Below are 23,467 nucleotides of genomic sequence, written 5' to 3'. Positions count from 1 at the left end.
CTGTCGGCGGGCAGACCGCGTATTATCGATGATTGCGCCTGGCCTTTAAAGGCCGGGGCGGCAAAGCTCAGCGTATCGGACCTCAGCTCAGGGTCTGCGGATCGACGTCAATGGACCAGCGGATACGCCGCGCCTCGGGCCAGGCTTCCAGACGGTGGGCTAGCCATTCGAGCGCGGGGTGCAGCTGACTGCGTCGCTCCGCCATCAGCGCGATCTGCAGGTGGTAGCGGTTCTGACGGCGCTCCATGGGGGCAGGTACCGGGCCGAGGCAGTCGAGATCCAGAGCCAGGCTACGTACCTGCTCGCGCAATTCGCCGGCGATCTCCCGGGCGAGTGCCGTCAGGGCGTCTTCCCGGGGGCCTTCCAGGCGGACCAGGGCCATGAAGCGCAGTGGCGGCAGGGCGGCGATGCGGCGTTCTTCCAGCAGCGACTCGGCCAGGGCGTCGTAGCCGCGCTCGGCCAATAGACGAAGGCTGGGGTCGTCCGGGTGCATGGTCTGCACCAGCACTCGGCCAGGGTGGGCGGCGCGGCCGGCGCGCCCGGCCACCTGCTCAAGCAACTGGGCCGAGTGCTCCAGCGCGCGAAAGTCGCTGGCGTAGAGGCCAGCGTCGGCGTTGACCACCACGACCAGGGTGACGTGGGGCAGATGGTGGCCCTTGGCCAGCATCTGGGTCCCGACCAGGATCGCTGGTTCGCCACGCCGGACCTCGGTGAGCATCTTCTCGAGCGCGTCCTTGGCCCGGGTGCTGTCGCGGTCGATGCGGTGGACCGGGGTCTCGGCAAAGGTTTCGGCCAGGCTCTCCTCCGTACGCTCGGTGCCGCTACCCAGCGGACGCAGGTCGGCGCTGCCGCAGTCCGGGCAGGCGTCGGGAATGACCCGGCGGCGATCGCAGTGGTGGCAGGCCAGCATCGGCGGCTGGCGGTGCCAGGTCATGCGTGCGTCACAGTGGTCGCACTCGGCCATCCAGCCGCAGGCGTGACAAGCCAGGGTGGGGGCGAAACCGCGGCGATTGATGAACACCAGCACCTGGTGGCCGGCATCCAGCGTTGCCTTGATGGCGTCGATGACCGGCGGAATCAGACCGCCGCGTCGAGGGCGCCCCTTGAGGTCGACCAGCTCCAGTCGAGCGGGAGCGTGGCGAGTGGCCCGCCGGGTCAGCCGCAGGTGAGCGTAGTCACCGGTGCGCGCGCGGTGCAGGCTCTCCAGCGACGGCGTGGCGCTCCCCAGCAGCAGCGGAATGCCATGGCGCTTGGCGCGCACCACCGCCAGGTCGCGGGCGTGGTAGCGTAGCCCGTCCTGCTGCTTGAACGAACCATCGTGCTCTTCGTCGACGATGATCAGGCCTGGGCGAGCCAGCGGGGTGAAGATGGCCGAGCGGGTGCCGATGACAATCGGCGCCCTCCCGCTGGCCGCCGCCTCCCAGGCGTCCAGGCGCTCGTGGTCGGTCAGCCCCGAGTGCAGTGCCACCACCGGGACCCGGAAGCGCTGGCGAAAGCGCCCCAGGGTCTGCGGAGTCAGGCCGATTTCGGGAATCAGCACCAGCGCCTGGCGCTTCTTGGCCACCACCGCCTCGATCAACTGCAGGTAGACCTCGGTCTTGCCGCTGCCGGTCACCCCGTGCAGCAGGCAAGGGTGAAAGCGATCGAGCCCCTGGTGGAGCTGGTTCAGCGCCTTGGCCTGCTCGTCGTTCAGGGCCAGCGCCGGGCTCGCCAGCAGGCCCTGGCTGTCGTCGGGGGTGGGGCCGGTGAGGGTTTCCTCGTGGCAGCTCACCAGCCCCTTGGCTTCCAGCGCCTTGAGCTGGTCGCGGGTGAAGGATTGCGCCTGGATCACCTGGGTGGTGAGGCCCTGGGGATGCTGGCGCAGCATCTCCAGCAGTTCGGCCTGGCGCGGAGCTCGGCCCAGGCGGGCAGGATCGCCGTTCAAAGCGACCTGCCAGCGTTCGCGTACCCGCGCCTCCAGCGGGCGTCCCTGACGCAGCAACACCGGCATGGCATGGGCCAGGGTGTCGCCGAGGGCGTGCTGGTAGTAGCGCGAGGTGAATCGACATAACCACAGCCAATCGCCTGGCAGCGGCGCCTTGTCCAGACAGGCCTGGAGCGGCTTCAGCTTGGCCAGCGGCAGGTCGCTGTCGTCACGACAGTCGACGATGACGCCCACCACCTGGCGGCGGCCGAACTCGACGCGCACGCGCAGTCCCGGCGACCAGCCCCCTTGCGGGGGCACCCCCTGGGGGAGGTAGTCGAACAGGCGGCGAAGGGGGGATGGAATGGCGATCCGCAGCACGCGCGGGGCAGGAGAGTCAGCCAATTGGCCTCCACAATGAAGTCTGCTAGAATACTCCGCCGCTTCCTTGATGGGAGCGGATCACCGGCCGGCACAGGGGCTTGACGACGCACCAACGAGTGCCCGTGCCATTACCCGTATGCGGTGCCTGGCAATGGATCAGGTGGCGGCATACCGAAAAGTGAGGTTCACGATGAAACAAGGTATCCACCCGGATTACAAGACGGTCAATGCGACCTGTTCCTGCGGCGCCACCTTCGAGGTCGGTTCCACCGCTGGCCACGACCTGAGCCTGGACGTCTGCTCTCAGTGCCACCCGTTCTACACCGGCAAGCAGAAGCAGGCCACCACCGGTGGTCGCGTCGAGCGCTTCAACAAGCGTTTCGGTGCCGCGCTCAAGCGTTGATCGTACGGAGCTGAACGCGCCAGCGAGAAACGCTGGTCGACGATGCTCGGGCAATGTCCCCTTCGAACCCGCCTTCATGGCGGGTTCGTTGCGTCTGGGGTTGCGCAGAGGAACGTGGGGAAAGGACAGGGGGCAAAGGGCAGGGCCCGCGACCGCGTGAGCGTTCCCGTTATTGCGTTGCATCAATGCGCAACGCGCGGCGGGCGACTAGGCTTCAAGCAGCAAAGGGAGGCGATGGTCGGGCCTCATCGTTGTCAATGGGCGAACTCACGCTTGCCCGAGCGGTGAGCTTCCAGCGTCACCCTTGGTCCATCTCTGCGCTCACCTTCCTTGCATCTTTCTTCATGACAAGGGTTGGTGCAATGCAGCAAAAGTTGTCGACATTGTCAGCGAAAATCCTGAAACGGGCGTATAACTGACGCTTTTCTCAATCATGTTGAGAAATGGAATATTTTTCTATATTGTGTTGCCACCGTTCCACAAGGACATCCGGACACCAAGCATGACGGACGCAAAGAAGCAGGCTGCGCTGGACTATCACGCCCTCCCCATTCCCGGAAAGCTGTCGGTCGAACTGACCAAGCCGACCGCCACGGCCAAGGACCTGGCGCTGGCCTACAGTCCCGGCGTGGCGGAGCCGGTGCGAGAGATCGCGCGGGACCCGGAAAACGCCTATCGCTATACCGGCAAGGGCAACACCGTGGCGGTGATCTCCGACGGCACCGCCATCCTTGGCCTCGGTAACCTGGGGCCGCTGGCGAGCAAGCCGGTGATGGAAGGCAAGGGTGTGCTGTTCAAGTGCTTCGCCGGCATCAACTCTGTGGATATCGAGGTCGACGCCGAGAGTCCCCAGGCATTCATCGATACCGTGGCGCGGATCGCCGACAGCTGGGGCGGCATCAACCTCGAGGACATCAAGGCACCGGAGTGTTTCGAGATCGAGCAGGCGCTGGTCGAGCGCTGCAAGATCCCGGTGTTTCACGATGATCAGCATGGCACCGCCATCGTCACGGCGGCGGGTATGCTCAATGCGCTGGAAATTGCCGGCAAGTCCCTCGATCAGGCGCGTATCGTGTGCATGGGCGCCGGCGCCGCGGCGATCGCCTGCATGAAGCTGCTGGTGGCCTGTGGTGCTCGCCCCGAGAACCTGGTGATGCTCGATCGCAAGGGCGTTATCCATACAGGTCGTGAGGACCTCAACCAGTACAAGGCGATGTTTGCGGTGGACACCGACAAGCGCACCCTGGATGACGCCATCGATGGTGCCGATGTGTTCATCGGTCTGTCCGGCCCTGGCCTGATGACCGCCGATCATATTGGCAAGATGGCCAAGGACCCGATCGTCTTCGCCTGCACCAATCCGGATCCGGAGATCCATCCCGACCTGGCGCGGGAGACCCGCCCGGACGTGATCATGGCCACCGGACGTTCGGACTATCCGAACCAGGTCAACAACGTGCTCGGTTTTCCCTTTATCTTCCGCGGTGCCCTGGACGTGCGCGCCACCCGCATCAACGAAGAGATGAAGGTCGCCGCCGTCCATGCGCTCAAGGACCTGGCGCGGGAGCCGGTGCCCCAGGCGGTGCTGGAAGCCTACGAGAAGGACGCCATGAGCTTCGGCCGTGAGTACATCATTCCGACCCCGGTGGACGTGCGTCTGCTGGAGCGGGTGACCTCGGCGGTGGCCCAGGCGGCGGTGGACTCCGGCGTGGCCAGAAAGCCCTACCCGTCGCACTATCCGCTCAAGACCATCGACGACGTCTACGGCGGCTGAGCCAGGCGCCGCTAGATCCAGATGCCGATAGGATCCAGGCGTCTCGACAGTAACGACAAGGCCCTCCAGTGGAGGGCCTTGTCGCGTCTGGTGGCCGTAATCCGATCGGTCCTGGTCGCTAGAACTCGTAGCGTAGCGAGGCCGAGGTGATGCGGTCGGTCTTGGCCTCGGCATCCTCGGGGGGATCCCAAGGGATGAGAGCTGCTTGAGAACTCGTATCGCAGCGAGGCCATCGGGGAATGGACGCTGCTTTAGAACTCGTAGCGCAGCGAGGCCGAGGTGATGCGGTCGGTCTTGGCCTCGGCGTCCTCGGGGGGATCCGAATTGTGCTTGATCTCGTGGGACAGGCGCAGCGACATATGGGCGTTGATGCGGGTATCCAGGGCGGTATAGGAGCGCACCGTCGAGTTCTTGCGGGTGGTCTCCAGCGACAGTTCCTGTTCGAGGGTGGCGCTATCGCTCAGCGCATAGCCGGCCTCCAGGGCGCCGTATGCCACCGCCAGACGCTGGTCGTTCTCGCCGGGCAGGATGTCGGCACGATAGCCGGGGCCTGCCTCCAGCGCCAGGTGGGCGCGATCGTCGTCGATCAGCTGGCGGCCGTAGCCGGTGATGGCGGTGAACTGGTGGTCGTAGCCGCTGAAGCGATCCTTCTCCCAGCGGCCGAAGCCGAACAGATAGTGCGGGCCGACCAGTTCCCGGCGTTGGCGAAAGGACACCAGATACTGCTCCGCGCTGGTCTCGCTGTCCTCGCTGGCGTGGCGGGCCTCGCCGCGCAGGCGTGACAGCCAGGCCCCCTGCAGCCAGGTGAGCTGAGCCTTGCCGAGAAAGGTCTCGCTGTTGGAGTTGCCCGACAGATGGGTGTAGCCGAACTCGACATGGCCGAGAAAGTCCGGCGAGTCGTCATGGACGGGGATCGGGGCGTAGAAGGCGTCCGCCAGCGCGGCTTTTATCGGCACAAAAAGCCCGAAAATGCATAGTGCCGTCGCGGGCAAATAAAAACGGGAAATCACCATAAGGTGGTCTCTAGGAAGGTTCAAGGCGTGGTGGGTAGCGCGAAGTGACAAGGGACCCCTCCTTCCCGACGGGAAGGAGGGGTAATGGCCTTAGAAGATGGCTTCGTAGGCGCCGGTACCCTGGGAGCCGCTGTGGCGCTCGACGGCGCTTTCGACACGGCGGGGCTGTACGGTGGGCATGTGGTCTTCGTCGAACAGTTCCTCGACGCCGCCACCCTGGCCGTCGCGCAGCAGGCGACCGCTGTTGGCGTCGACCCTGGCGGTGATGATGCCGGGCGGCTGTTCGGGGATGTTCTCCGGCTTGCCGGCCAGCGCCTGGCCCATGAAGTCGACCCAGATCGGCAAGGCGGCCTGGGCGCCGTACTCGGCGGTGGGGGTGTTGTCGTCCTTGCCCACCCACACGGTGGCAGCGTAGTCGCCGTTGAAGCCGGCAAACCAGGCATCACGCTGGTCGTTGGTGGTGCCGGTCTTGCCGACGATGTCGGTGCGCTCGAGTGCCAGGGCGCGGCGGGCGGTGCCGCGCTCGACCACGTCGCGCAGCATGTCGCGCAGCAGGTAGACGGCACGCTCGTTGGCGACCCTAGGCGCCACCTCGTAGGTCTTGCCGTCGATCTGTGTGGTGGTCTGGCCTTCGCTGCATTCGCGGCAGGCCACGCGGGGGCTTGCCTCTTCCACCAGGGTCTGCTGCTCGCCCTGGGTGATCTTCTCGATGAACCAGGGCGATACCCGGAAGCCGCCGTTGGCCAGCACCGCGTAGGCGTTGGTCATCTCCAGCGGGGTCAGGCTGGCGCTGCCCAGTGCCAGCGACAGGCCGTTGGGTAGACGATCACGGGAGAAGCCGAAGTCCACCAGGAAGTCGATGGTGCGACTCAGCCCGATGTTCTGCAGAAGGCGAATGGTGACCAGGTTGCGCGAGCGGGCAAGGCCGACCCGCAGTCGGGTCGGGCCGAGGAAGTCACCGCTGGAGTTGGACGGGCGCCACAGTTCGTTGCTGCCGTCGTTGAGCACCACCGGGGCGTCGTTGATGACGGTGGCGGGGGTCACCTCGCCACTGTTCAGGCCCGCCAGGTAGATGAACGGCTTGAAGATGGAGCCGGCCTGGCGACGGGCCTGAATCGCGCGGTTGAACTTGCTGGCGTCGAAGTCGAAGCCGGCCTGGAGTGCGAGGATCGCGCCGGTCTGCGGGTCCATCACCACCAGTGAGCCCTCGGCACCGGGCTGCTGGGACAGGCGCCAGCTGCCGTCCTCGCGCTGGAGGATGCGCACCAGGTCACCCCGGCTGGCGATCTCTGAGGCCGAGGACGGTGAGGCGCCACGATAGCGGGCACTCTTGTAGGGCGCGGCCCAGTCCAGCCCGTCCCAGGACAGGGTGATCAGCTCGCCCTCATGGGCCAGCACCTGCATCTCGCGGCCTTCGCTCTTCACCACGATGGCGGGTTCCAGCGGGCCGTAGGTCGGGGTGCGCTCCAGCACCTGCAGCCAGTTGCTGACGTCGCCATCGACGCCCTCGACGCTGGTCTGACTGCGCTCGGCCGCGCGACGGGCGGTTTCCATGACCTCGGGAGACTCGGACAGCTCTTCCTCCAGGCCGGTGCGCTCGGTCTTTTCCTGGGCTTCGGCCAGACTCTGAGGAATCTCGGTGTCCTCAGGCCCGCGCCAGCCATGGCGGGTGTCGTAGGCGATCAGGCCATTGGCCAGCGCCTGGCGAGCCATGGGCTGGAGCTCGCTGTCGATGGTGGTGGTGATGCGATAGCTGCCGGTATAGGCCTCGTCACCGAAGCGATCGGTGGCGAACTGACGGGCCATCTCGGCGACATAGTCGGCCTGAACCTCGGCCTTGGCCACGTGGCGACTGGCGGTGATCGGCGCCTGAACCGCTTCGTCATAGGCGCTCCGGTCGATGTAGCCCAGCTCGCGCATGCGAAACAGGATCCAGTTGCGGCGAATCAGCGCGCGCTCGGCGTTGGCCAGGGGGTTGAAGGCCGAAGGCGCCTTGGGCAGGCCTGCGATCATCGCGTGCTGGGCCAGCGTCAGCTCGTCGAGCGGCTTGTCATAGTAGACCTCGGCGGCGGCGGCGATGCCGTAGGCACGGTGCCCCAGGAAGATCTTGTTGACATAGAGCTCCATGATTTCCTGTTTGCTCAGGATCTGTTCCATCTGCAGCGACAACAGGATCTCACGCAGCTTGCGGGTAAAGGTACGATCCAGCGTCAGCAGATAGTTGCGCGCCACCTGCATGGTGATGGTCGAACCGCCCGACTGGATATCGCCACCGCTGGACACCAGTTCCACTGCGGCCCGCGCCAGGCCCTTGGGGTCGACGCCGGGGTGTTCGAAGAACGCCGAATCCTCTGCTGCCATCAGTGCCTGGAGCATTGGTTCTGGAATGTCCTCGAAGTCGACCGGCATGCGGCGTTCCTCGCCGAATTCGCCGATCAGCTGACCGTCGCGGGTATAGATGCGCAGTGGTGTCTGCAGCTCGAAGTCCTGCAGTTGACGGACATCGGGAAGCCCAGGAGCGAAGTAGAGGGCGGCACCGACGACGCCCAGGGCCGCGGCGGCGCCAAGCGATATCACCAGCCACACGGCGGAGAAAATGAGCGTTCTGAGATACTTCATGAAATCGCGGTGTCCATGCTGAGAACGAAAAACGGCGGGGCGAAGAGATGGGGTAAGGCAGTCCTTTGCGTCGGCCATTATAGGAACTGGGAGGGCCTGTCACCACCATTGTGACGAATTGCCCGTCTTGTTGCACAAAGTGCCGTCATGGATCAGTAAGGCCCGGCCCGGTTTTGGCTAGGCTGGCGCCACAGCGTCGTGCATCGGGCGCGGTGCCATGGTGGCAGTGTGATGGGCTCATGTGGTTTTCCTCGAAGGACAAGGGTCTGGTCGGTGTCGATATCACCTCTGCCTCGGTCAAGTTGATCGAGCTGGTGGAGGACGACGCCGGCCACCGCGTGGCCGGCTACGCGGTCAGACCGCTGCGTCAAGGGGCCGTGGTGGAGCGCCGCATACGTGATATGGGCGAGGTCATCGAGGTGCTGTCGCGGGTGGTCGAACTGGCCTCTCCAGGGAGTCGAGAGGCCGCCGTGGCGGTGCCATCCCGCGCGGCGATAACCCGGGTACTGCGCTATCCGGCAGCGCTCGATGATGAAGAGATCGAGGCCCGTATCGAATGGGAGTCAGACAAGCACATACCGTTTCCGTTCCGTGAGGTGGCCTTTGACTTCTATCGCCTGGGACGCTGCTCCGACGATCCGCAGTGGCAGGAGGTGCTGCTGGTGGCCTGTCGTCGCCAGGACGTCGAGCAGTTGACCCAGGCGCTGGAGGCCAGCGGGCTCATGCCTGCGGCGGTGGATGTCGAGAGCTTCGCCATCGAGCGGGCCATCGCTGGCCTTTGCCGTCGTCGCCGACTGGGGGATGGCGCTCTGGCCCTGGTGGACGTGGGCGCCTACCTCAACACGCTGCACGTGGTGGTGGCCGGGCGCATCGTCTACAGCCATGACAGCCTGTTCGGCGGCATGCAGCTCACCGAAGCGATCCAGCGTCACTACGGTATCGGCATGGATGAGGCCGGCTTTGGCAAGAAGCGGGGCGGTTTGCCGGACGACTATTCGCACACGGTGCTGGGGCCCTTCGTCGAGACCCTGGTGGAGCACATCCAGCGATCGTTGCAGCTGTATCAGGTGTCGGACCATGTGCGTCCGCTCGAGCGACTGCTGTTGACCGGAGGTGGCAGCCTGGTCGCGGGGCTTGCCGATCGTCTGAGCCAGGCCCTCGGCCTGCCGGTCAGCCAGGTGGACCCGCTGGAGGGGATGGCGCTCAAGCCATCGCTGGACGCGGCGGCACTGCGCGGCGAAGCGCCGGCCCTGCTGACCGCCTGCGGCCTGGCCATGCGAGGACGACCATGAAAGATGTGACGATCAACGAGGTCCAGGTCAATCTGCTTGACTGGCGCGAGGCCGCTCGCGCCAGGCGCACGCGACGCTTCTGGCTGGCGGTGGCGCTGTCGGCGTTGGCGGGTGTCGGGCTCGCGTTGATGGCGACGCTGTGGCTGCAGTGGGGGTTGAGGCAGATGGAGGCCCGCCAGCGACATGTCGCCGCTGCCGTCGAGCGTCTGGAAGAAAAGTCCGCCGAGATGGTTGATCTCGAACGCCAGCTCTCATTGCTGGATCAGGAACAGGCGTTGCTCGAGCGGCTGCAGGACGAGCGGCGCCAGACGCTTGCGGTGGTCAACGCCCTGGCAGCCACCCTGGCTCCGGGGGTTCGCTACCAGCGTGTCGAGCGCATCGGCGACAGATTGATGCTCGAGGGCGAGGCCGTCGACAGTGCCAGGCTGGTCGAGCAGCTGCGCTCCCTCGAGCGTGCGCAGGTCTTTGCCGAACCGCTGTTGTCGCGGGTGGGGGCCGAGCAGGGCTATCAGCATTTTGCGCTGGAGATGACCCTCGCGGCATTGCCGGCGCTGGAGGCCTTGCCATGAATTCAGAGCAGGGCGGTGACGTCAGCTGGCGTGAGCGCTGGCTCGATGAGTGGCGCCGGCTCAAGGCGCTGGACTGGCGTCGGCTGGAGCTGAGTGAGGCCGGGCGCTGGCCGATGTCGCTGCGGACCCTGGTGGCGATCCTGGCTTTCGTGCTCGCCCTGGTGGCCATGGTGGTGGGCTATCTGCATCCCCTGTCACAGCGTCTGGTGGAGCTGCAGCGTCAGGAGCGAGAGGTGGTCGCCGACTTCGAAGGCCGCGCACGCGAGTTGGCGGAGCTTGATCGCCTCAAGCGGCTGTTGGTGGATCTCGATCAGCGTGTCAGCAAGCGGAGGCGCATGTTGCCGGATGGTGCCGCCATCCCATCGCTGTTGGAAGGCATCGGCCAGGTGGCCAAGCGTCGCGGGCTATCGCTGGAGGAGCTCGAACTGAGGCCGGCGCGCCCCCTGGAGCTTTATGTCGAGCGGCCTTTTGATCTGCGGGTGCGGGGCGACTATCACGCCATCGGTGGTTTCGTGGCTGATCTGGCCAACCTGCCCCGACTGGTGACGTTGCACGATTTCAGCCTGTCGCCGGTCGAGGGAGGGCTTGAGCTGCACGCGCTGGCGCAGACCTACAGTATCGGCGAAGGAGCGCGCGTCGAGGGAGCGACGTCGGGCTCGACAGATGTTGTAGCGGAGGATTCATGAGGCGGCGCCGGCGGGTGGGCGTGCTGATGGGCGCCTTGTTGGGTGTGGCCCTGACGGGTTGCCAGCAGGCGGACCTCGACGCCCTGGATCGGCGTCTGGCCGAGGCGCTGGCGCCGGAGCTCGATCGGCGGCCGGTAGCGTTGCCCGAGGTAGTGAGCCTGCCGGTGCTGCAGTATCGCTACGCCAACGCGAGAAGCCCCTTTCGCTTCGAGGGCCAGGGCTTCGGCGGTCTGCGGTTTGGGCAAGGCAGCGGTCTTGCTGCCTTTTCCCTGGACGAACTTGAACTGGTGGGAGTGCTGGGTCGAGGGCAGCGGCATTGGGCGCTGTTCGAGGCGCCCGATGGTCATCTCTATCGGGTGGCGCAAGGGGAGATGCTGGCCAATCCGCCCGCCAGGGTCGCGGCGATCAGCGCTGAGGCCGTCAGGCTGGAGGCGGTTGCAGGCAGGGACTATCGCTGGAAGGAGCGTGTCATGAGGGTAGGCGAGTGAGCAGGCGACCTGATATCGGTTCATGTCGGACAGGCGAATCGGCGTTTTCGCCTGGGAAGGCGATCGCGCGGTGGCTGGTGGGGCTGGTGGTCGGTGTGCTGCTGGTGTCGCCGGGCTGGGCGCAGGGTGAGGGCTATCAGGGCGCGCCGATCACTCTGAACTTTCAGGATGTCGAGGTGCGCTCGGTGCTGTCGGTGTTGAGTGACTTCACCGGCCTCAATATCGTCGCCAGTGATAGCGTCGCTGGGCGGGTGACCCTGAACCTGGAAGCGGTGCCCTGGGACCAGGCGCTGGACATGGTGCTGGAGAGCCAGGGGCTCGATAGTCGTCGGCAGGGCGACATCCTGCTGGTGGCGCCGGCCTCGGAACTGGCCGAGCGTGATCGCCTCAAGCTCGAGGCAGCCTCGCGGCTGGACGAGCTTGAGCCCCTGGTGACCGAGCATATCGAAGTGCGGTATGCCAAGGCGGCTGAGCTCGCCGCCTTGCTGCGTGGCGAGAACGGTTTCGGGCTGTTGTCCGATCGCGGGCGCGTGGCCACCGATCCGCGCACCAATACCCTGCTGGTCCAGGACGTGGCCAGTCAGCTTGACGAGATTCGCTGGACCCTGGCGCGCCTGGATGTGCCGGTACGCCAGGTGCAGATTTCGGCGCGCATCGTGGTGGCCCGAGACAACACCGCCGAGGAGATTGGCGTCAACTGGGGGGCACGCAGCCGCCACGACAAGTTGCCTGTGGGGGGCGGGGACGGTGCCCTGTCCGGGGCGCTGGGTGAATCGGTACAGATCGGTGATGGGGTCTTCGGCAATCGAGGGGATGCCTACGGTGGCCTGGGGGTGGATCTGGGCGATGCCCTGGATCCGGGAAGCTCTTTCAAGTTCGGCTATCTGGCCGGGGATGTGCTGCTGGATCTGGAGTTGCATGCGCTGGAGAGCGAGGGCAAGAGCCAGACCATCTCCGAGCCGCGCGTGATTACCGCCAATCAGCACACCGCCCTGATCAAGCAGGGCAAGGAGATCCCCTACCAGGAGTCCACCTCCAGCGGTGCCACCAACGTGGAGTTCAAGGAGGCGGTGCTGGCGCTTGAGGTCACCCCGCAGATTACCAGCGATGACCGCATCGTCATGGATCTGACCATCAACAATGACACCCTGGCCGAGCAGAGCTTCGACGGCGAGCCGGCCATCGATACCAACGAGATCCAGACCCAGGTGCTGGTCGAGGACGGCGAGACCGTGGTGCTGGGGGGGATTCTCACCACCCAGCAGCTGCATACGCTGTACAAGACGCCCTGGCTTGGCGATATCCCCTGGCTGGGAAAGCTGTTTCGCTATACCGAGGACGTCAACGATAAGGTAGAGTTGTTGGTATTCATCACTCCCCGGATACTCGACGACGGCCTGGCGACTCACTGATGCAGGAAGTACCCAACCTGATTCTGATAGGCCCCATGGGGGCGGGAAAGAGCACCATCGGCCGCCTGCTGGCGGCCGAATTGTCACGTCCGTTCTACGACAGTGACCACGAGATTCAGTCACGCTGTGGCGCGGATATCCCCTGGATATTCGATGTCGAGGGCGAGAGCGGCTTTCGTGACAGGGAAAGCGCCATGATCAGCGAGCTGGTGGACTACGACAAGGTAGTGATCGCCACTGGCGGTGGCGCGGTGCTGCGCGAGGAAAATCGCCAGCGTATCCGCGAGGGCGGTACCGTCATCTATCTGTTCACTACCGTGGAGCAGCAGTTGAAGCGCACCGCCAAGGATCGCAACCGGCCGCTTCTGCAGCGCGGCGATCGCGAGCAACTGCTGCGCGACATGTTCGCCCTGCGTGACCCCTTGTATCGCGCCACCGCGGACCTGGTGATCCGCACCGACCGCCGCGGGCCGCGCTCGGTGGTCAACGATATCGTTCGTCGCGTCCATCGCCTCCTCGACCCTCTCACCTGCAAGGCCTCATCATGAGCACACCCACGTCCGTGAATCCCTTGACCCTGACCGTCGCCCTGGGCGATCGCAGCTACCCCATCCATATCGGACCGGGGCTGGTCGATGACGGTGAGCGTCTGGCCTCCTATCTCAGTGGTCGCCAGGTGATGGTGGTGACCAACGACACCGTTGCCGCGCACTATCTCGAGCGGTTGACCTCGGCGCTGTCAGCGGCCGACGACCGCCTCAGGATAGAGACCCTGGTGCTGCCGGATGGTGAAGCCCACAAGAATGTCGATGGCGTCTCGCGCATCTGGGACGCCCTGCTGGAGGCCGGCTTCAACCGCAAGGCCACGCTGGTGGCGCTGGGCGGCGGGGTGATCGGCGATATGGTCGGCTTCGCCGCGGCGTCCTACCAGCGCGGCATCTCCTTTATCCAGGTGCCCACCACTCTGCTGTCCCAGGTGGATTCTTCGGTAGGGGGCAAGACCGGGGTCAATCATCCGCTGGGCAAGAACATGATTGGCGCCTTCTGGCAGCCCCGCGCAGTGCTGATCGATACCGCCACGCTCTCGACCCTGCCCGAGCGGGAGCTGTCCGCGGGTCTTGCCGAGGTGATCAAGTACGGACTGATCCATGACAGTGACTTTCTCGGCTGGCTGGAAGATGAGATGGCTGCGCTGCGTGACCTCGACGATGTTGTGCTCGCCAAGGCCATCGAACGTAGTTGCGCGATCAAGGCCGAGATCGTCGCCCTCGACGAGACCGAGCAGGACGTGCGGGCGCTTTTGAATCTGGGGCACACCTTCGGGCACGCCATCGAGGCCTACATGGGTTATGGCACCTGGCTGCACGGCGAGGCGGTGGGTGTGGGCATGCTGATGGCGGCGGACCTGTCGATGCGCCAGGGCTTTATCGAGCAGGCCGATGTGACGCGCACCCGTCGAGTGATCGAGCGGGCGGGTCTGCCGGTGGCGGCGCCCAGGGAAATGACGGTTGAGGATTTCGTGTCGCGCATGAAGCTCGACAAGAAAAATACCGATGACCGCATGCGCCTGGTGCTGATGCGCGCGCTTGGCGAGGCCTGCGTCTACGACCAGACCCCGCCGGCGCTGCTCGGCGAATGCATCGAGGCCTACCCGCGGGCCTGATGATGCCAGTCTCCAGCGTATCGACTGCGACGCCCGCCTTGCGCGGGCGTTGTCGTGTCTGGGGCACGCCGAGCGGCAAGGTTGGCTTTGGTTGGCACGGGTGGCTTTGGCGTGGCTTTGGCGTGGCTTTGGCGTGGAAAGGAACGGCAAGAGACGGGACAGGTATTGGCCGAACAGGGCTTCACGGAGTGCGGTACGAGGTGCTGTCGACGGCTTCGGGATGGGGGGAGAGGCGCCGCTCATGCGTGGATCTGTATGTCGTATGCCTGATCGGCATGGGGTGTCGACAGTTTTTGCGACTAAAGTCTAGTGGCGAAAGGCGTACAGCAAGACTTGCTGGAAACGGCTTCCAAGTCGTTGACCTGATAAGGTTTTTTTTCGAAGCCTTGGTGCAAGCATCAGATTTACGGTGTTTTTTTATGGGGCGTGCGCGGCGGGGAGATTGCGCGAGGGCGGGGGGCTGGCTATGCTGGGTACCCATTTTTCGTGCAGTTAGCGAAAGCCCTTAAGGGCTTAAAATCAAAAGAAAAACCGATAATAATATCGCGATTATGCTGTGACTACAACCCTTTCACCTGAGGCGCGCCCATGAACAGAGGTCTTCACCAGCCCGGCGAGTTCCGTGACAACTGCGGGTTTGGCCTGATCGCCCACATGGAAGGGCAGGCTAGCCATGAACTGCTCAGTACTGCCATCGAATCCCTGACCTGCATGACCCACCGTGGCGGTATCGCTGCCGACGGCAAGACCGGTGACGGCTGTGGCCTGCTGTTGAAGATGCCCGACGGCTTCATGCGCCACGCCGCCAAGGAAAGCCTGGGTATCGAACTGGGCGACAGCTATGCCGTGGGCGTGATCTTCCTGCCCGACGACGACCAGCGTGAGGAGCGCGCCCGCCAGGTGCTCGAGGCGAGCCTGACAGAGCGCGGTGTCAAGGTGCTCGGCTGGCGCGAGGTGCCGGTGGACCCCAGCGTGTGCGGCCCGATGGCGCTGGAGTGCCTGCCGCGTATCCGTCAACTGTTCGTCGAGCCCGGTGACGCCGAGGAAGCCTTTGACGTCTCGCTGTTCATGGCCCGCCGACTGGCCGAGCAGGCGCTGATCGATGAGCCGGACTTCTACGTCAGCTCGCTGTCCAGCGACGTCGTCTCCTACAAGGGACTGGTGATGCCGGTGGATCTGCCGGCCTTCTATCAGGATCTGGGTGACGAGCGCCTGGAAACCGCCATCTGCGTGTTCCACCAGCGTTTCTCCACCAACACCGCGCCGCGCTGGCCGCTGGCTCAGCCGTTCCGCCTGCTGGCCCACAACGGCGAGATCAACACCATCGAGGCCAACCGTGGCTGGGCCAACTCGCGCAAGGAGAACTTCGTCTCCGAGCGGCTGCCCGACATCGCCAGCCTCGACCAGATCGTCAATACCACCGGTTCCGACTCCTCGAGCATGGACAACATGCTCGAGGTGCTGCTGACCGGCGGCATGGAGCTGCATCGGGCGGTGCGCATGATGGTGCCGCCGGCCTGGCAGAACGTGGAGATCATGGACGGCGATCTGCGTGCCTTCTATGAGTACAACTCCATGCACGTGGAGCCCTGGGATGGCCCCGCCGGTGTGGTCATGACCGATGGCCGTCAGGCCCTGTGCATGCTCGACCGCAACGGCCTGCGCCCGGCGCGCTGGGTGATCACCCGCAACGGCTTCATCACCCTGGCTTCCGAGATCGGTACCTACGACTACAAGCCCGAGGACGTGGTGGCCAAGGGCCGTGTCGGCCCCGGTCAGGTCCTCGCCGTGGACACCGAGACCGGCGAAGTGCTGCACACCAGCGACATCGACGAGCGGCTGAAGTCGGCCTATCCCTACAAGCGCTGGCTCAAGCAGGAGGCTCAGTTCCTGGAGTCCGCGCTGACCGAGCTCGCCGCCTTCAAGAACATGGACGCTGACACCCTTCAGGTGCAGCAGAAGATGTTCCAGGTCAGCTTCGAGGAGCGTGACCAGGTGCTGCGTCCGCTGGGCGAGAGCGGCCAGGAAGCGGTGGGTTCCATGGGTGACGACACCCCCATGGCGGTGCTCTCCGGCAAGCACCGGATGCTGTCGGACTACTTCCGTCAGAAGTTCGCCCAGGTCACCAACCCGGCCATCGATCCGCTGCGCGAAGCCATCGTGATGTCGCTGGAGACCTGCATCGGTGCCGAGCGCAACGTGTTCAAGGCGACCCCGGAGCACGCCCACCGTATCGTGCTGACGACCCCGATCCTGTCGCCGCGCAAGTTCACCGCTCTGGTAGGCCAGGACGACCCGGCCTTTGCCAGCCAGCGTCTGTCGCTGGGCTATGACCCGGAGCAGACAGGGCTCAAGGCGGCGCTGCTCGATCTGTGTCGCGAGGCCGAGGCGGCGGTTCACGAGAACAAGGTGATCCTGGTGCTGTCCGACGCCGACCTGCCCCAGGGGCAGGTGCCGATCCATCCGGCGCTGGCGGTGGGCGCGATCCACAACGAACTCGGTCGCAAGGCCCTGCGCCCGCGGGTCAACCTGATCGTCGAGACCGGCTACGCCCGTGACGCCCACCAGATGGCGGTGCTGTTCGGGGTGGGCGCCACCGCGGTCTATCCGTGGCTGGCCTATCAGGTGATGGCCGACATGCATCGCACCGGCGAGCTGTCCGGCAATCCGGCGGACGCCCGCGAGAACTACCGCAAGGGCCTGCAGAAGGGGCTGTTCAAGATCCTGTCCAAGATGGGTATCTCGACCCTGGCCTCCTACCGTGGTTCGCAGCTGTTCGAGGCGGTGGGTCTGTCCTCCGAGGTGATGGATCTTTGCTTCACCGGCATGGCCTCGCGCATCGAGGGCACCGGCTTCAACGAGATCCAGCTGACTCAGGTGGCGCTGGCCAAGGACGCCTGGAAGCCGCGCAAGGGCATCTCCCAGGGCGGCCTGATGAAGTACGTCCATGGCCACGAGTACCACGCTTACAACCCCGATGTGGTCAAGGCGTTGCAGGAGGCGGTGCAGGAGGGCGACTACGCCAAGTGGAAGAAGTTTGCGCAGCTGGTCAATGATCGCGCCCCCGCCACCATCCGTGACCTGCTGAAGCTGAAGCCCGCCGCCGAGGCGTTGCCGCTCGAGGAAGTCGAACCGGTCGAGGACCTGCTGCCTCGCTTCGACAGCGCCGGCATGTCGCTGGGTGCGCTGTCGCCGGAGGCCCACGAGGCCCTGGCCCAGGCCATGAACGAGGCTGGTGGGCGCTCCAACTCCGGTGAGGGTGGTGAGGATCCGTCGCGTTACGGCACCATCAGAAGCTCCAAGATCAAGCAGATCGCCTCCGGGCGCTTCGGTGTCACCCCGGCCTACCTGGTCAACGCCGAGGTGCTGCAGATCAAGGTGGCCCAGGGCGCCAAGCCCGGCGAGGGTGGCCAGCTTCCCGGTGGCAAGGTCAACGAGTTGATCGCCCGGCTGCGTTATTCGGTGCCGGGGGTGACCCTGATCTCGCCGCCGCCGCACCACGACATCTACTCCATCGAGGACCTGGCCCAGCTGATCTTTGACCTCAAGCAGGTCAATCCCGACGCCCAGGTGTCGGTCAAGCTGGTCTCCGAACCCGGCATCGGCACCATCGCCACCGGCGTGGCCAAGGCCTACGCTGACCTGATCACGGTGTCCGGCTACGACGGCGGCACCGCGGCGAGCCCGCTGACCTCGATCAAGCACGCCGGTTCACCCTGGGAGCTGGGCCTGCCGGAGGTGCATCAGGCGCTACGCATAAACGGCCTGCGCGACAAGATCCGGCTGCAGACCGACGGCGGCCTGAAGACCGGCCTGGACGTGATCAAGGCGGCGATTCTTGGCGCCGAGAGCTTCGGCTTCGGTACCGCACCGATGGTGGCGCTGGGCTGCAAGTACCTGCGTATCTGCCACCTCAACAACTGCGCCACCGGTGTCGCCACCCAGATGCAGTACCTGCGCGACGAGCACTTCCGTGGCACCGTCGACATGGTCAAGCACTACTTCCGCTTCATCGCCGAGGAAGTGCGCGAACTGATGGCGCTGGTGGGTGTGCGCAAGCTCACCGACCTGATCGGGCGCACCGACCTGCTCGAGGTGTTCGAGGGGCTGACGCCTTCGCAGCACAAGCTTGACCTGACGCCGTTGCTGGCCAACGACCATGTGCCGGCAGATGCCCCTCAGTATTGCCAGGTCAGCCGTAACGTGCCCCATGACCCGGGCGCCAAGAACCTCGAGGTGCTGGAGGCGCTCAAGGACGCCATCGAGTCCAAGGGCGGGGCCGACGTATCCTTCACCATCACCAACTGTGATCGTTCGGTGGGTGCGCTGACTTCCGGCGCCATCGCCAAGCGTTACGGCGAGGCGGGTCTTGACGACGCGCCGGTGACCGCGCGCTTCACCGGTGTCGCCGGTCAGAGCTTCGGGGTGTGGAACGCCCGCGGACTCAATCTGTACCTGGAAGGTGACGCTAACGACTATGTCGGCAAGGGCATGAACGGTGGCAAGATCGTCATCACCCCGCCGAAGAGCAGTCAGTTCGAGAGCCACAAGACGGCGATCATCGGCAACACCTGCCTGTACGGCGCCACCGGCGGCAAGCTGTTTGCCGCGGGTACCGCCGGCGAGCGCTTCGGCGTGCGCAACTCCGGCGCCCACGCGGTCATCGAAGGCTCGGGCGATCACTGCTGCGAGTACATGACCGGCGGCATCGTCTGCGTGCTCGGCGAGACCGGCGTCAACTTCGGTGCGGGCATGACCGGCGGCTTCGCCTACGTGCTCGACGAGGATCGCTGCTTCGTCGACCGTTACAACCACGAACTGGTGGAGATCCATCGGGTCAACACCGAGGCCATGGAGGCCTATCGGAGACACCTCAGGGAAACCATCGAGGAGTATGTGGCCGAGACCGGGTCATTGCGCGGTCAGGCGATCCTCGAGGACTTCAGCGACTTCATCCGCCACTTCTGGCTGGTGAAGCCCAAGGCGGCGAGCCTGAATGGCCTCTTGGCCCAGTCCACGCGTCAGCCCGAATAACCCGACGGCGTCCCGAACAAGGCAGGAGAACATCATGGCAAACCGTTTGAACAACGACTTTCAGTTCATCGACGTCGGTCGTCAGGATCCGCAGAAGAAGGCGGCGCGCACCCGCGCCCGCCAGTTCGCCGAGATCTACGAGCCGTTCAAGCCCATGGAGGCGGCCAGCCAGGCGCATCGCTGCCTGCACTGCGGTAATCCGTACTGCGAGTGGAAGTGTCCGGTCCACAACTACATTCCCAACTGGCTGCAGCTGGTCAGCGAAGGCAACATCCTCGAGGCGGCGGAGATGTCGCATCGCACCAACTCGCTGCCCGAAGTGTGTGGCCGGGTGTGCCCCCAGGACCGCCTGTGCGAGGGTGACTGCACCCTCAATGACGGCTTCGGCGCGGTGACCATTGGTTCGGTGGAGAAGTACATCACCGACACCGCCTTCGCCATGGGCTGGCGCCCGGACATGAGCCAGGTGACCTGGACCGACAGGAAGGTCGCGATCATCGGCGCGGGCCCCGCTGGCCTCGGCTGCGCCGACATCCTGGTGCGCAACGGCGTCAAGCCGGTGGTCTTCGACAAGTACGCCGAGATCGGCGGCCTCCTGACCTTCGGCATTCCTGAGTTCAAGCTCGAGAAGACGGTAATGGAACGTCGTCGTGCGGTGTTCGAGGAGATGGGCGTGGAGTTCCGCCTCAACGTCGAGGTGGGCAAGGACGTCGCCTTCGAGGACCTGTTGGCGAAGTACGACGCCGTGTTCCTCGGCATGGGCACCTATACCTATATGGAAGGTGGCTTCCCCGGCGAGGACCTGCCCGGGGTGCACAAGGCGCTCGACTACCTGATCGCCAACGTCAACCACCGTCTGGGCTTCGAGAAGAACCCCGAGGACTTCGTCTCGCTGGAAGGTCAGCGTGTGGTGGTGCTGGGCGGTGGCGATACCGCCATGGACTGCAACCGTACCGCCATTCGCCAGGGCGCCCGTGAGGTGACCTGCGCCTACCGCCGTGACGAAGAGAACATGCCGGGCTCCCGGCGTGAGGTGGCCAATGCCCGTGAGGAGGGCGTGGACTTCCTGTTCAATCGTCAGCCGGTGGCGGTGGTCGGTGAAGAGCGGGTCGAAGGCGTCAAGGTGGTGCGTACCCGCCTGGGCGAAGCCGACGAGAACGGCCGTCGCCGTCCCGAGGTGGTGCCGGGCTCCGAGGAGATCATCCCCGCCGACGCCGTGGTCATCGCCTTCGGCTTCCAGCCGAGCCCGGCGCCCTGGTTCGAGTCGGTGGGCATCGAGGTCGACGAGCGTGGCCGGGTCAAGGCGCCTGAGCATGGCAGCTTCGCCTTCCAGACCACCAACGAGAAGATCTTTGCCGGTGGCGACATGGTGCGCGGCTCCGATCTGGTGGTGACCGCGGTCTACGAAGGTCGCCAGGCCGGCGAGGGCATCCTCGACTACCTCGACATCTGAGGCTCTGCCGAGCCCCGTCCCCCGCGTGAGAACCATGGCGGAGGGGCGGGGCGGTTTCTCCAGGATGACTTCCTGTTGTGCAAATTGAGCCGTTAGTCGATATCTGCTAGTCTGTCGTCCCATCCTGGCGCGGCTTCCTGCCGGGCCTACCGATCACGTTTCGACAGGTTCTCCATGACACGATATATCTTCGTGACCGGCGGCGTTGTGTCCTCTCTTGGCAAGGGCATTGCGTCGGCCTCGCTGGCGGCGATTCTCGAGGCTCGCGGCCTCAAGGTCACCATGCTCAAGCTCGACCCGTACATCAACGTGGATCCGGGCACCATGAGTCCCTTCCAGCACGGCGAGGTGTTCGTCACCGAGGATGGCGCCGAGACCGACCTGGACCTGGGCCACTATGAGCGTTTCATCCGCACCAAGATGACCCAGTCCAACAACTTCACCACTGGCCGGGTCTACGAGCACGTGCTGCGCAAGGAGCGTCGTGGCGACTACCTGGGCGGCACGGTGCAGGTCATCCCGCACATCACCGACGAGATCAAGCGTCGTGTCTACGAAGGTGGCGAGGGCTTCGACGTGGCACTGGTGGAGATCGGTGGCACCGTGGGTGACATCGAGTCGCTGCCGTTCCTCGAATCCATCCGTCAGATTCGCAGCGAGAAGGGCGCCAGCAACGCCATCTTCATGCACCTGACGCTGGTGCCCTACATCCAGACCGCCGGCGAGACCAAGACCAAGCCGACTCAGCACTCGGTCAAGGAGCTGCGCTCCATCGGTATCCAGCCGGATATCCTGATCTGCCGCAGCGAGGTCGAGCTGGAAGAGACCGAGCGTCGCAAGATCGCGCTGTTCACCAACGTGGAAGAACGCGCGGTGGTACCGCTGCAGGACGCCGATACCATCTATCGGATTCCGCTGATGCTGCACGAGCATGGGCTCGATGACATCGTCTGCGACAAGCTGCGCCTCGAGGCCGACGAGGCCGACCTCAGCGAGTGGGTCAAGGTGCTCGACGCCAAGCTCAACCCGCTCAAGTCGGTGAACATCGCCATGGTCGGCAAGTACATGGAGCTCCTGGACGCCTACAAGTCGCTGAACGAGGCGCTGATCCACGCCGGCATCCAGACCCGCGTGAAGGTCAACGTCGACTACATCGACTCCGAGGACATCGAGCGTCACGGCACCGACCGGCTGGCCGGCAAGGACGCCATCCTGGTGCCCGGCGGCTTCGGTGAGCGCGGTGTGGAAGGCAAGATTGCCACCGCGCGTTTCGCCCGCGAGAACGACATTCCCTACCTGGGCATCTGTCTGGGCATGCAGGTGGCGGTGATCGAGTACGCGCGCCATGTGGCCGGCTGGAACGATGCCGACTCCACCGAGTTCACCCACGACACCCAGCACCCGGTGGTGGGCCTGATCACCGAATGGCTCAACCCCGAAGGCAAGATCGAAGTGCGTGACGAGGCCTCCGATCTGGGCGGCACCATGCGTCTGGGTGGCCAGGAGTGCCGTCTGGCCAAGGGGTCCAAGGCCCGCGAGGCCTACGGTGACGACATCATCGTCGAGCGTCATCGTCATCGCTTCGAGGTCAACAACCAGTTCATCGAGGACCTGGAAAAGGCAGGCCTGGTGGTCTCCGGACGCAGCGTCGACAACTCCCTGGTGGAAATGGTCGAGCTGCCGGACCACCCTTGGTACGTGGCCTGTCAGTTCCACCCGGAGTTCACCTCGACGCCGCGTGATGGCCACCCGCTGTTCACCGGCTTCGTCAACGCGGCCCTGGGTCACAAGGCCAAGCGCACCCGCGCCCAGTCCGCGCATCAGGAGTGATCGCCATGTCAGACGCCCAGCGTACCATCGAATTTGCCGGCCTGAGGGCCGGCAATTCATTGCCTCTGGTGCTGTTTGCAGGGATGAACGTGCTCGAATCTCGTGAGCTGGCCCTCGAGGTCGCCGAGGCCTACGTCGAGGTGACCGGCAAGCTCGACATCCCCTATGTGTTCAAGGCCAGCTTCGACAAGGCCAACCGCAGCTCGGTGCATTCTTACCGGGGCCCTGGCCTGGACAAGGGGCTCGCGATCCTCGATGAGGTCAAGTCGCGCTTCGGGGTGCCGGTGATCACCGATGTCCACGAACCGCACCAGGCGGCGCCGGCGGCCGAGGTGGCCGATGTCATCCAGCTGCCGGCGTTTCTGGCTCGCCAGACCGACCTGGTGGTGGCGATGGCCGAGACCGGTGCGGTGGTCAACATCAAGAAACCGCAGTTTCTGGCCCCCCACGAGATGCGCCACATCATCACCAAGTTCCAGGAAGCCGGCAACGAGCGGCTGCTGCTGTGCGAGCGTGGCTCGAGCTTCGGCTACAACAACCTGGTGGTGGATATGCTCGGCTTCGGCGAGATGAAGGACACCGGCTTCCCGCTGCTGTTCGATGTGACCCACTCGCTGCAGCGCCCGGGCGGGCGCAGTGACAGTGCCGATGGCCGCCGCGCCCAGGTGCTGGACCTGGCCAGGGCCGGGGTGGCGGTGGGCATCGCCGGGTTGTTCCTGGAAGCCCACCCCGATCCCGATTCAGCAAAATGCGACGGCCCCTGTGCACTCCCGCTTGATAAGCTCGAGCCTTTCCTGTCGCAGATCAAGGCGCTGGATGACGTAGTAAAAAAACTACCGTCGATCGAGATACGCTGACGCTACCTCCGTTGGATCGTGTGTTCTGGCCCTGGGGCCTATGGTGTCACCCGGGCGGATCGACAACGCTGACACGAGTTTTTCACC

General features: G+C 65.0%; 15 protein-coding genes and 1 pseudogene. 13 read left to right on the top strand and 3 right to left on the bottom strand.

Annotation, left to right across the window (positions count from 1 at the left end):
• Window positions 1-82: 82 nt before the first annotated feature.
• The gene (locus KUV74_RS07960) at window positions 83-2,308 is read right to left on the bottom strand and encodes a primosomal protein N' (protein WP_222516053.1); all 2,226 of its coding nucleotides are present in this window, start codon (window positions 2,306-2,308) and stop codon (window positions 83-85) included.
• Window positions 2,309-2,477: 169 nt separating this feature from the next.
• Between KUV74_RS07960 and rpmE the strand changes: the two genes are divergently transcribed.
• Together rpmE and KUV74_RS07950 are read left to right on the top strand one after the other, a co-directional pair.
• Entirely contained in the window at window positions 2,478-2,690 is a 213-nt protein-coding gene (rpmE, locus tag KUV74_RS07955; protein WP_045991147.1) for a 50S ribosomal protein L31, read from the top strand.
• 502 nt (window positions 2,691-3,192) lie between these two features.
• Complete coding sequence (locus KUV74_RS07950; protein ID WP_222516052.1) at window positions 3,193-4,464, top strand: malic enzyme-like NAD(P)-binding protein; 1,272 nt, start codon at window positions 3,193-3,195, stop codon at window positions 4,462-4,464.
• 251 nt (window positions 4,465-4,715) lie between these two features.
• Here KUV74_RS07950 and KUV74_RS07945 read toward each other — a convergent pair whose 3' ends face one another.
• Complete coding sequence (locus KUV74_RS07945; protein ID WP_231498599.1) at window positions 4,716-5,420, bottom strand: YdiY family protein; 705 nt, start codon at window positions 5,418-5,420, stop codon at window positions 4,716-4,718.
• 147 nt (window positions 5,421-5,567) lie between these two features.
• Complete coding sequence (locus KUV74_RS07940; protein WP_124803448.1) at window positions 5,568-8,096, bottom strand: penicillin-binding protein 1A; 2,529 nt, start codon at window positions 8,094-8,096, stop codon at window positions 5,568-5,570.
• Window positions 8,097-8,335: 239 nt separating this feature from the next.
• Between KUV74_RS07940 and pilM the strand changes: the two genes are divergently transcribed.
• The 11 genes and pseudogenes from pilM to kdsA all read left to right on the top strand — a co-directional run bounded on the left by pilM (window position 8,336) and on the right by kdsA (window position 23,380).
• On the top strand, window positions 8,336-9,388 hold the full coding sequence (gene pilM, locus KUV74_RS07935; protein ID WP_108132308.1) for a type IV pilus assembly protein PilM: 1,053 nt from the start codon (window positions 8,336-8,338) through the stop codon (window positions 9,386-9,388).
• Window positions 9,385-9,957: a PilN domain-containing protein gene (locus KUV74_RS07930; RefSeq protein ID WP_108132309.1), complete on the top strand. Its 573-nt coding sequence runs from the start codon at window positions 9,385-9,387 to the stop codon at window positions 9,955-9,957. The genes pilM and KUV74_RS07930 overlap by 4 nt, the downstream gene beginning before the upstream one ends.
• Window positions 9,954-10,643 (top strand): type 4a pilus biogenesis protein PilO, encoded by a 690-nt coding sequence (locus KUV74_RS07925; protein ID WP_222516051.1) that lies wholly within the window; start codon window positions 9,954-9,956, stop codon window positions 10,641-10,643. The genes KUV74_RS07930 and KUV74_RS07925 overlap by 4 nt, the downstream gene beginning before the upstream one ends.
• Complete coding sequence (locus KUV74_RS07920) at window positions 10,640-11,131, top strand: pilus assembly protein PilP (RefSeq protein ID WP_222516050.1); 492 nt, start codon at window positions 10,640-10,642, stop codon at window positions 11,129-11,131. Before KUV74_RS07925 ends, KUV74_RS07920 begins: the two co-directional genes overlap by 4 nt.
• A gap of 122 nt (window positions 11,132-11,253) precedes the next feature.
• Window positions 11,254-12,543, top strand: a pseudogene (locus KUV74_RS07915) (type IV pilus secretin PilQ); the annotation flags it as partial.
• Window positions 12,543-13,091 (top strand): shikimate kinase AroK, encoded by a 549-nt coding sequence (gene aroK / locus KUV74_RS07910; RefSeq protein WP_045991139.1) that lies wholly within the window; start codon window positions 12,543-12,545, stop codon window positions 13,089-13,091. The pseudogene KUV74_RS07915 and the gene aroK, both read left to right, overlap by 1 nt.
• Window positions 13,088-14,206 carry a 3-dehydroquinate synthase gene (gene aroB, locus KUV74_RS07905; protein ID WP_045991138.1) on the top strand — a complete coding sequence of 373 codons (1,119 nt, stop codon included), beginning with the start codon at window positions 13,088-13,090 and terminating at the stop codon, window positions 14,204-14,206. The genes aroK and aroB overlap by 4 nt, the downstream gene beginning before the upstream one ends.
• Before the next feature lie 588 nt (window positions 14,207-14,794).
• Complete coding sequence (gene gltB / locus KUV74_RS07900) at window positions 14,795-19,240, top strand: glutamate synthase large subunit (protein WP_222516049.1); 4,446 nt, start codon at window positions 14,795-14,797, stop codon at window positions 19,238-19,240.
• Between the two features lie 34 nt (window positions 19,241-19,274).
• On the top strand, window positions 19,275-20,693 hold the full coding sequence (locus tag KUV74_RS07895) for an FAD-dependent oxidoreductase (RefSeq protein WP_045991136.1): 1,419 nt from the start codon (window positions 19,275-19,277) through the stop codon (window positions 20,691-20,693).
• Between the two features lie 174 nt (window positions 20,694-20,867).
• Window positions 20,868-22,523, top strand: a complete 1,656-nt coding sequence (locus KUV74_RS07890) for a CTP synthase (protein ID WP_045991135.1) — start codon at window positions 20,868-20,870, stop codon at window positions 22,521-22,523.
• 5 nt (window positions 22,524-22,528) lie between these two features.
• Complete coding sequence (kdsA, locus tag KUV74_RS07885) at window positions 22,529-23,380, top strand: 3-deoxy-8-phosphooctulonate synthase (RefSeq protein WP_108449773.1); 852 nt, start codon at window positions 22,529-22,531, stop codon at window positions 23,378-23,380.
• The last annotated feature ends 87 nt before the right edge of the window (window positions 23,381-23,467 follow it).

It is taken from the genome of Halomonas sp. DP1Y21-3, from assembly GCF_019801245.1.
Lineage (GTDB): Bacteria > Pseudomonadota > Gammaproteobacteria > Pseudomonadales > Halomonadaceae > Halomonas > Halomonas litopenaei.
The sequence above is the reverse complement of the archived record's forward strand: the minus strand, read 5'-3'. Positions and strand labels throughout refer to the sequence as shown.

Coding starts and splice junctions, on each gene's coding strand:
- rpmE (WP_045991147.1), top strand. CDS start 2,478: ATGAAACAAGGTATCCACCCGGATTACAAGACGGTCAATGCGACCTGT.
- KUV74_RS07950 (WP_222516052.1), top strand. CDS start 3,193: ATGACGGACGCAAAGAAGCAGGCTGCGCTGGACTATCACGCCCTCCCC.
- KUV74_RS07940 (WP_124803448.1), bottom strand. CDS start 8,096: ATGAAGTATCTCAGAACGCTCATTTTCTCCGCCGTGTGGCTGGTGATA.
- pilM (WP_108132308.1), top strand. CDS start 8,336: ATGTGGTTTTCCTCGAAGGACAAGGGTCTGGTCGGTGTCGATATCACC.
- KUV74_RS07930 (WP_108132309.1), top strand. CDS start 9,385: ATGAAAGATGTGACGATCAACGAGGTCCAGGTCAATCTGCTTGACTGG.
- KUV74_RS07925 (WP_222516051.1), top strand. CDS start 9,954: ATGAATTCAGAGCAGGGCGGTGACGTCAGCTGGCGTGAGCGCTGGCTC.
- KUV74_RS07920 (WP_222516050.1), top strand. CDS start 10,640: ATGAGGCGGCGCCGGCGGGTGGGCGTGCTGATGGGCGCCTTGTTGGGT.
- aroK (WP_045991139.1), top strand. CDS start 12,543: ATGCAGGAAGTACCCAACCTGATTCTGATAGGCCCCATGGGGGCGGGA.
- aroB (WP_045991138.1), top strand. CDS start 13,088: ATGAGCACACCCACGTCCGTGAATCCCTTGACCCTGACCGTCGCCCTG.
- gltB (WP_222516049.1), top strand. CDS start 14,795: ATGAACAGAGGTCTTCACCAGCCCGGCGAGTTCCGTGACAACTGCGGG.
- KUV74_RS07895 (WP_045991136.1), top strand. CDS start 19,275: ATGGCAAACCGTTTGAACAACGACTTTCAGTTCATCGACGTCGGTCGT.
- KUV74_RS07890 (WP_045991135.1), top strand. CDS start 20,868: ATGACACGATATATCTTCGTGACCGGCGGCGTTGTGTCCTCTCTTGGC.
- kdsA (WP_108449773.1), top strand. CDS start 22,529: ATGTCAGACGCCCAGCGTACCATCGAATTTGCCGGCCTGAGGGCCGGC.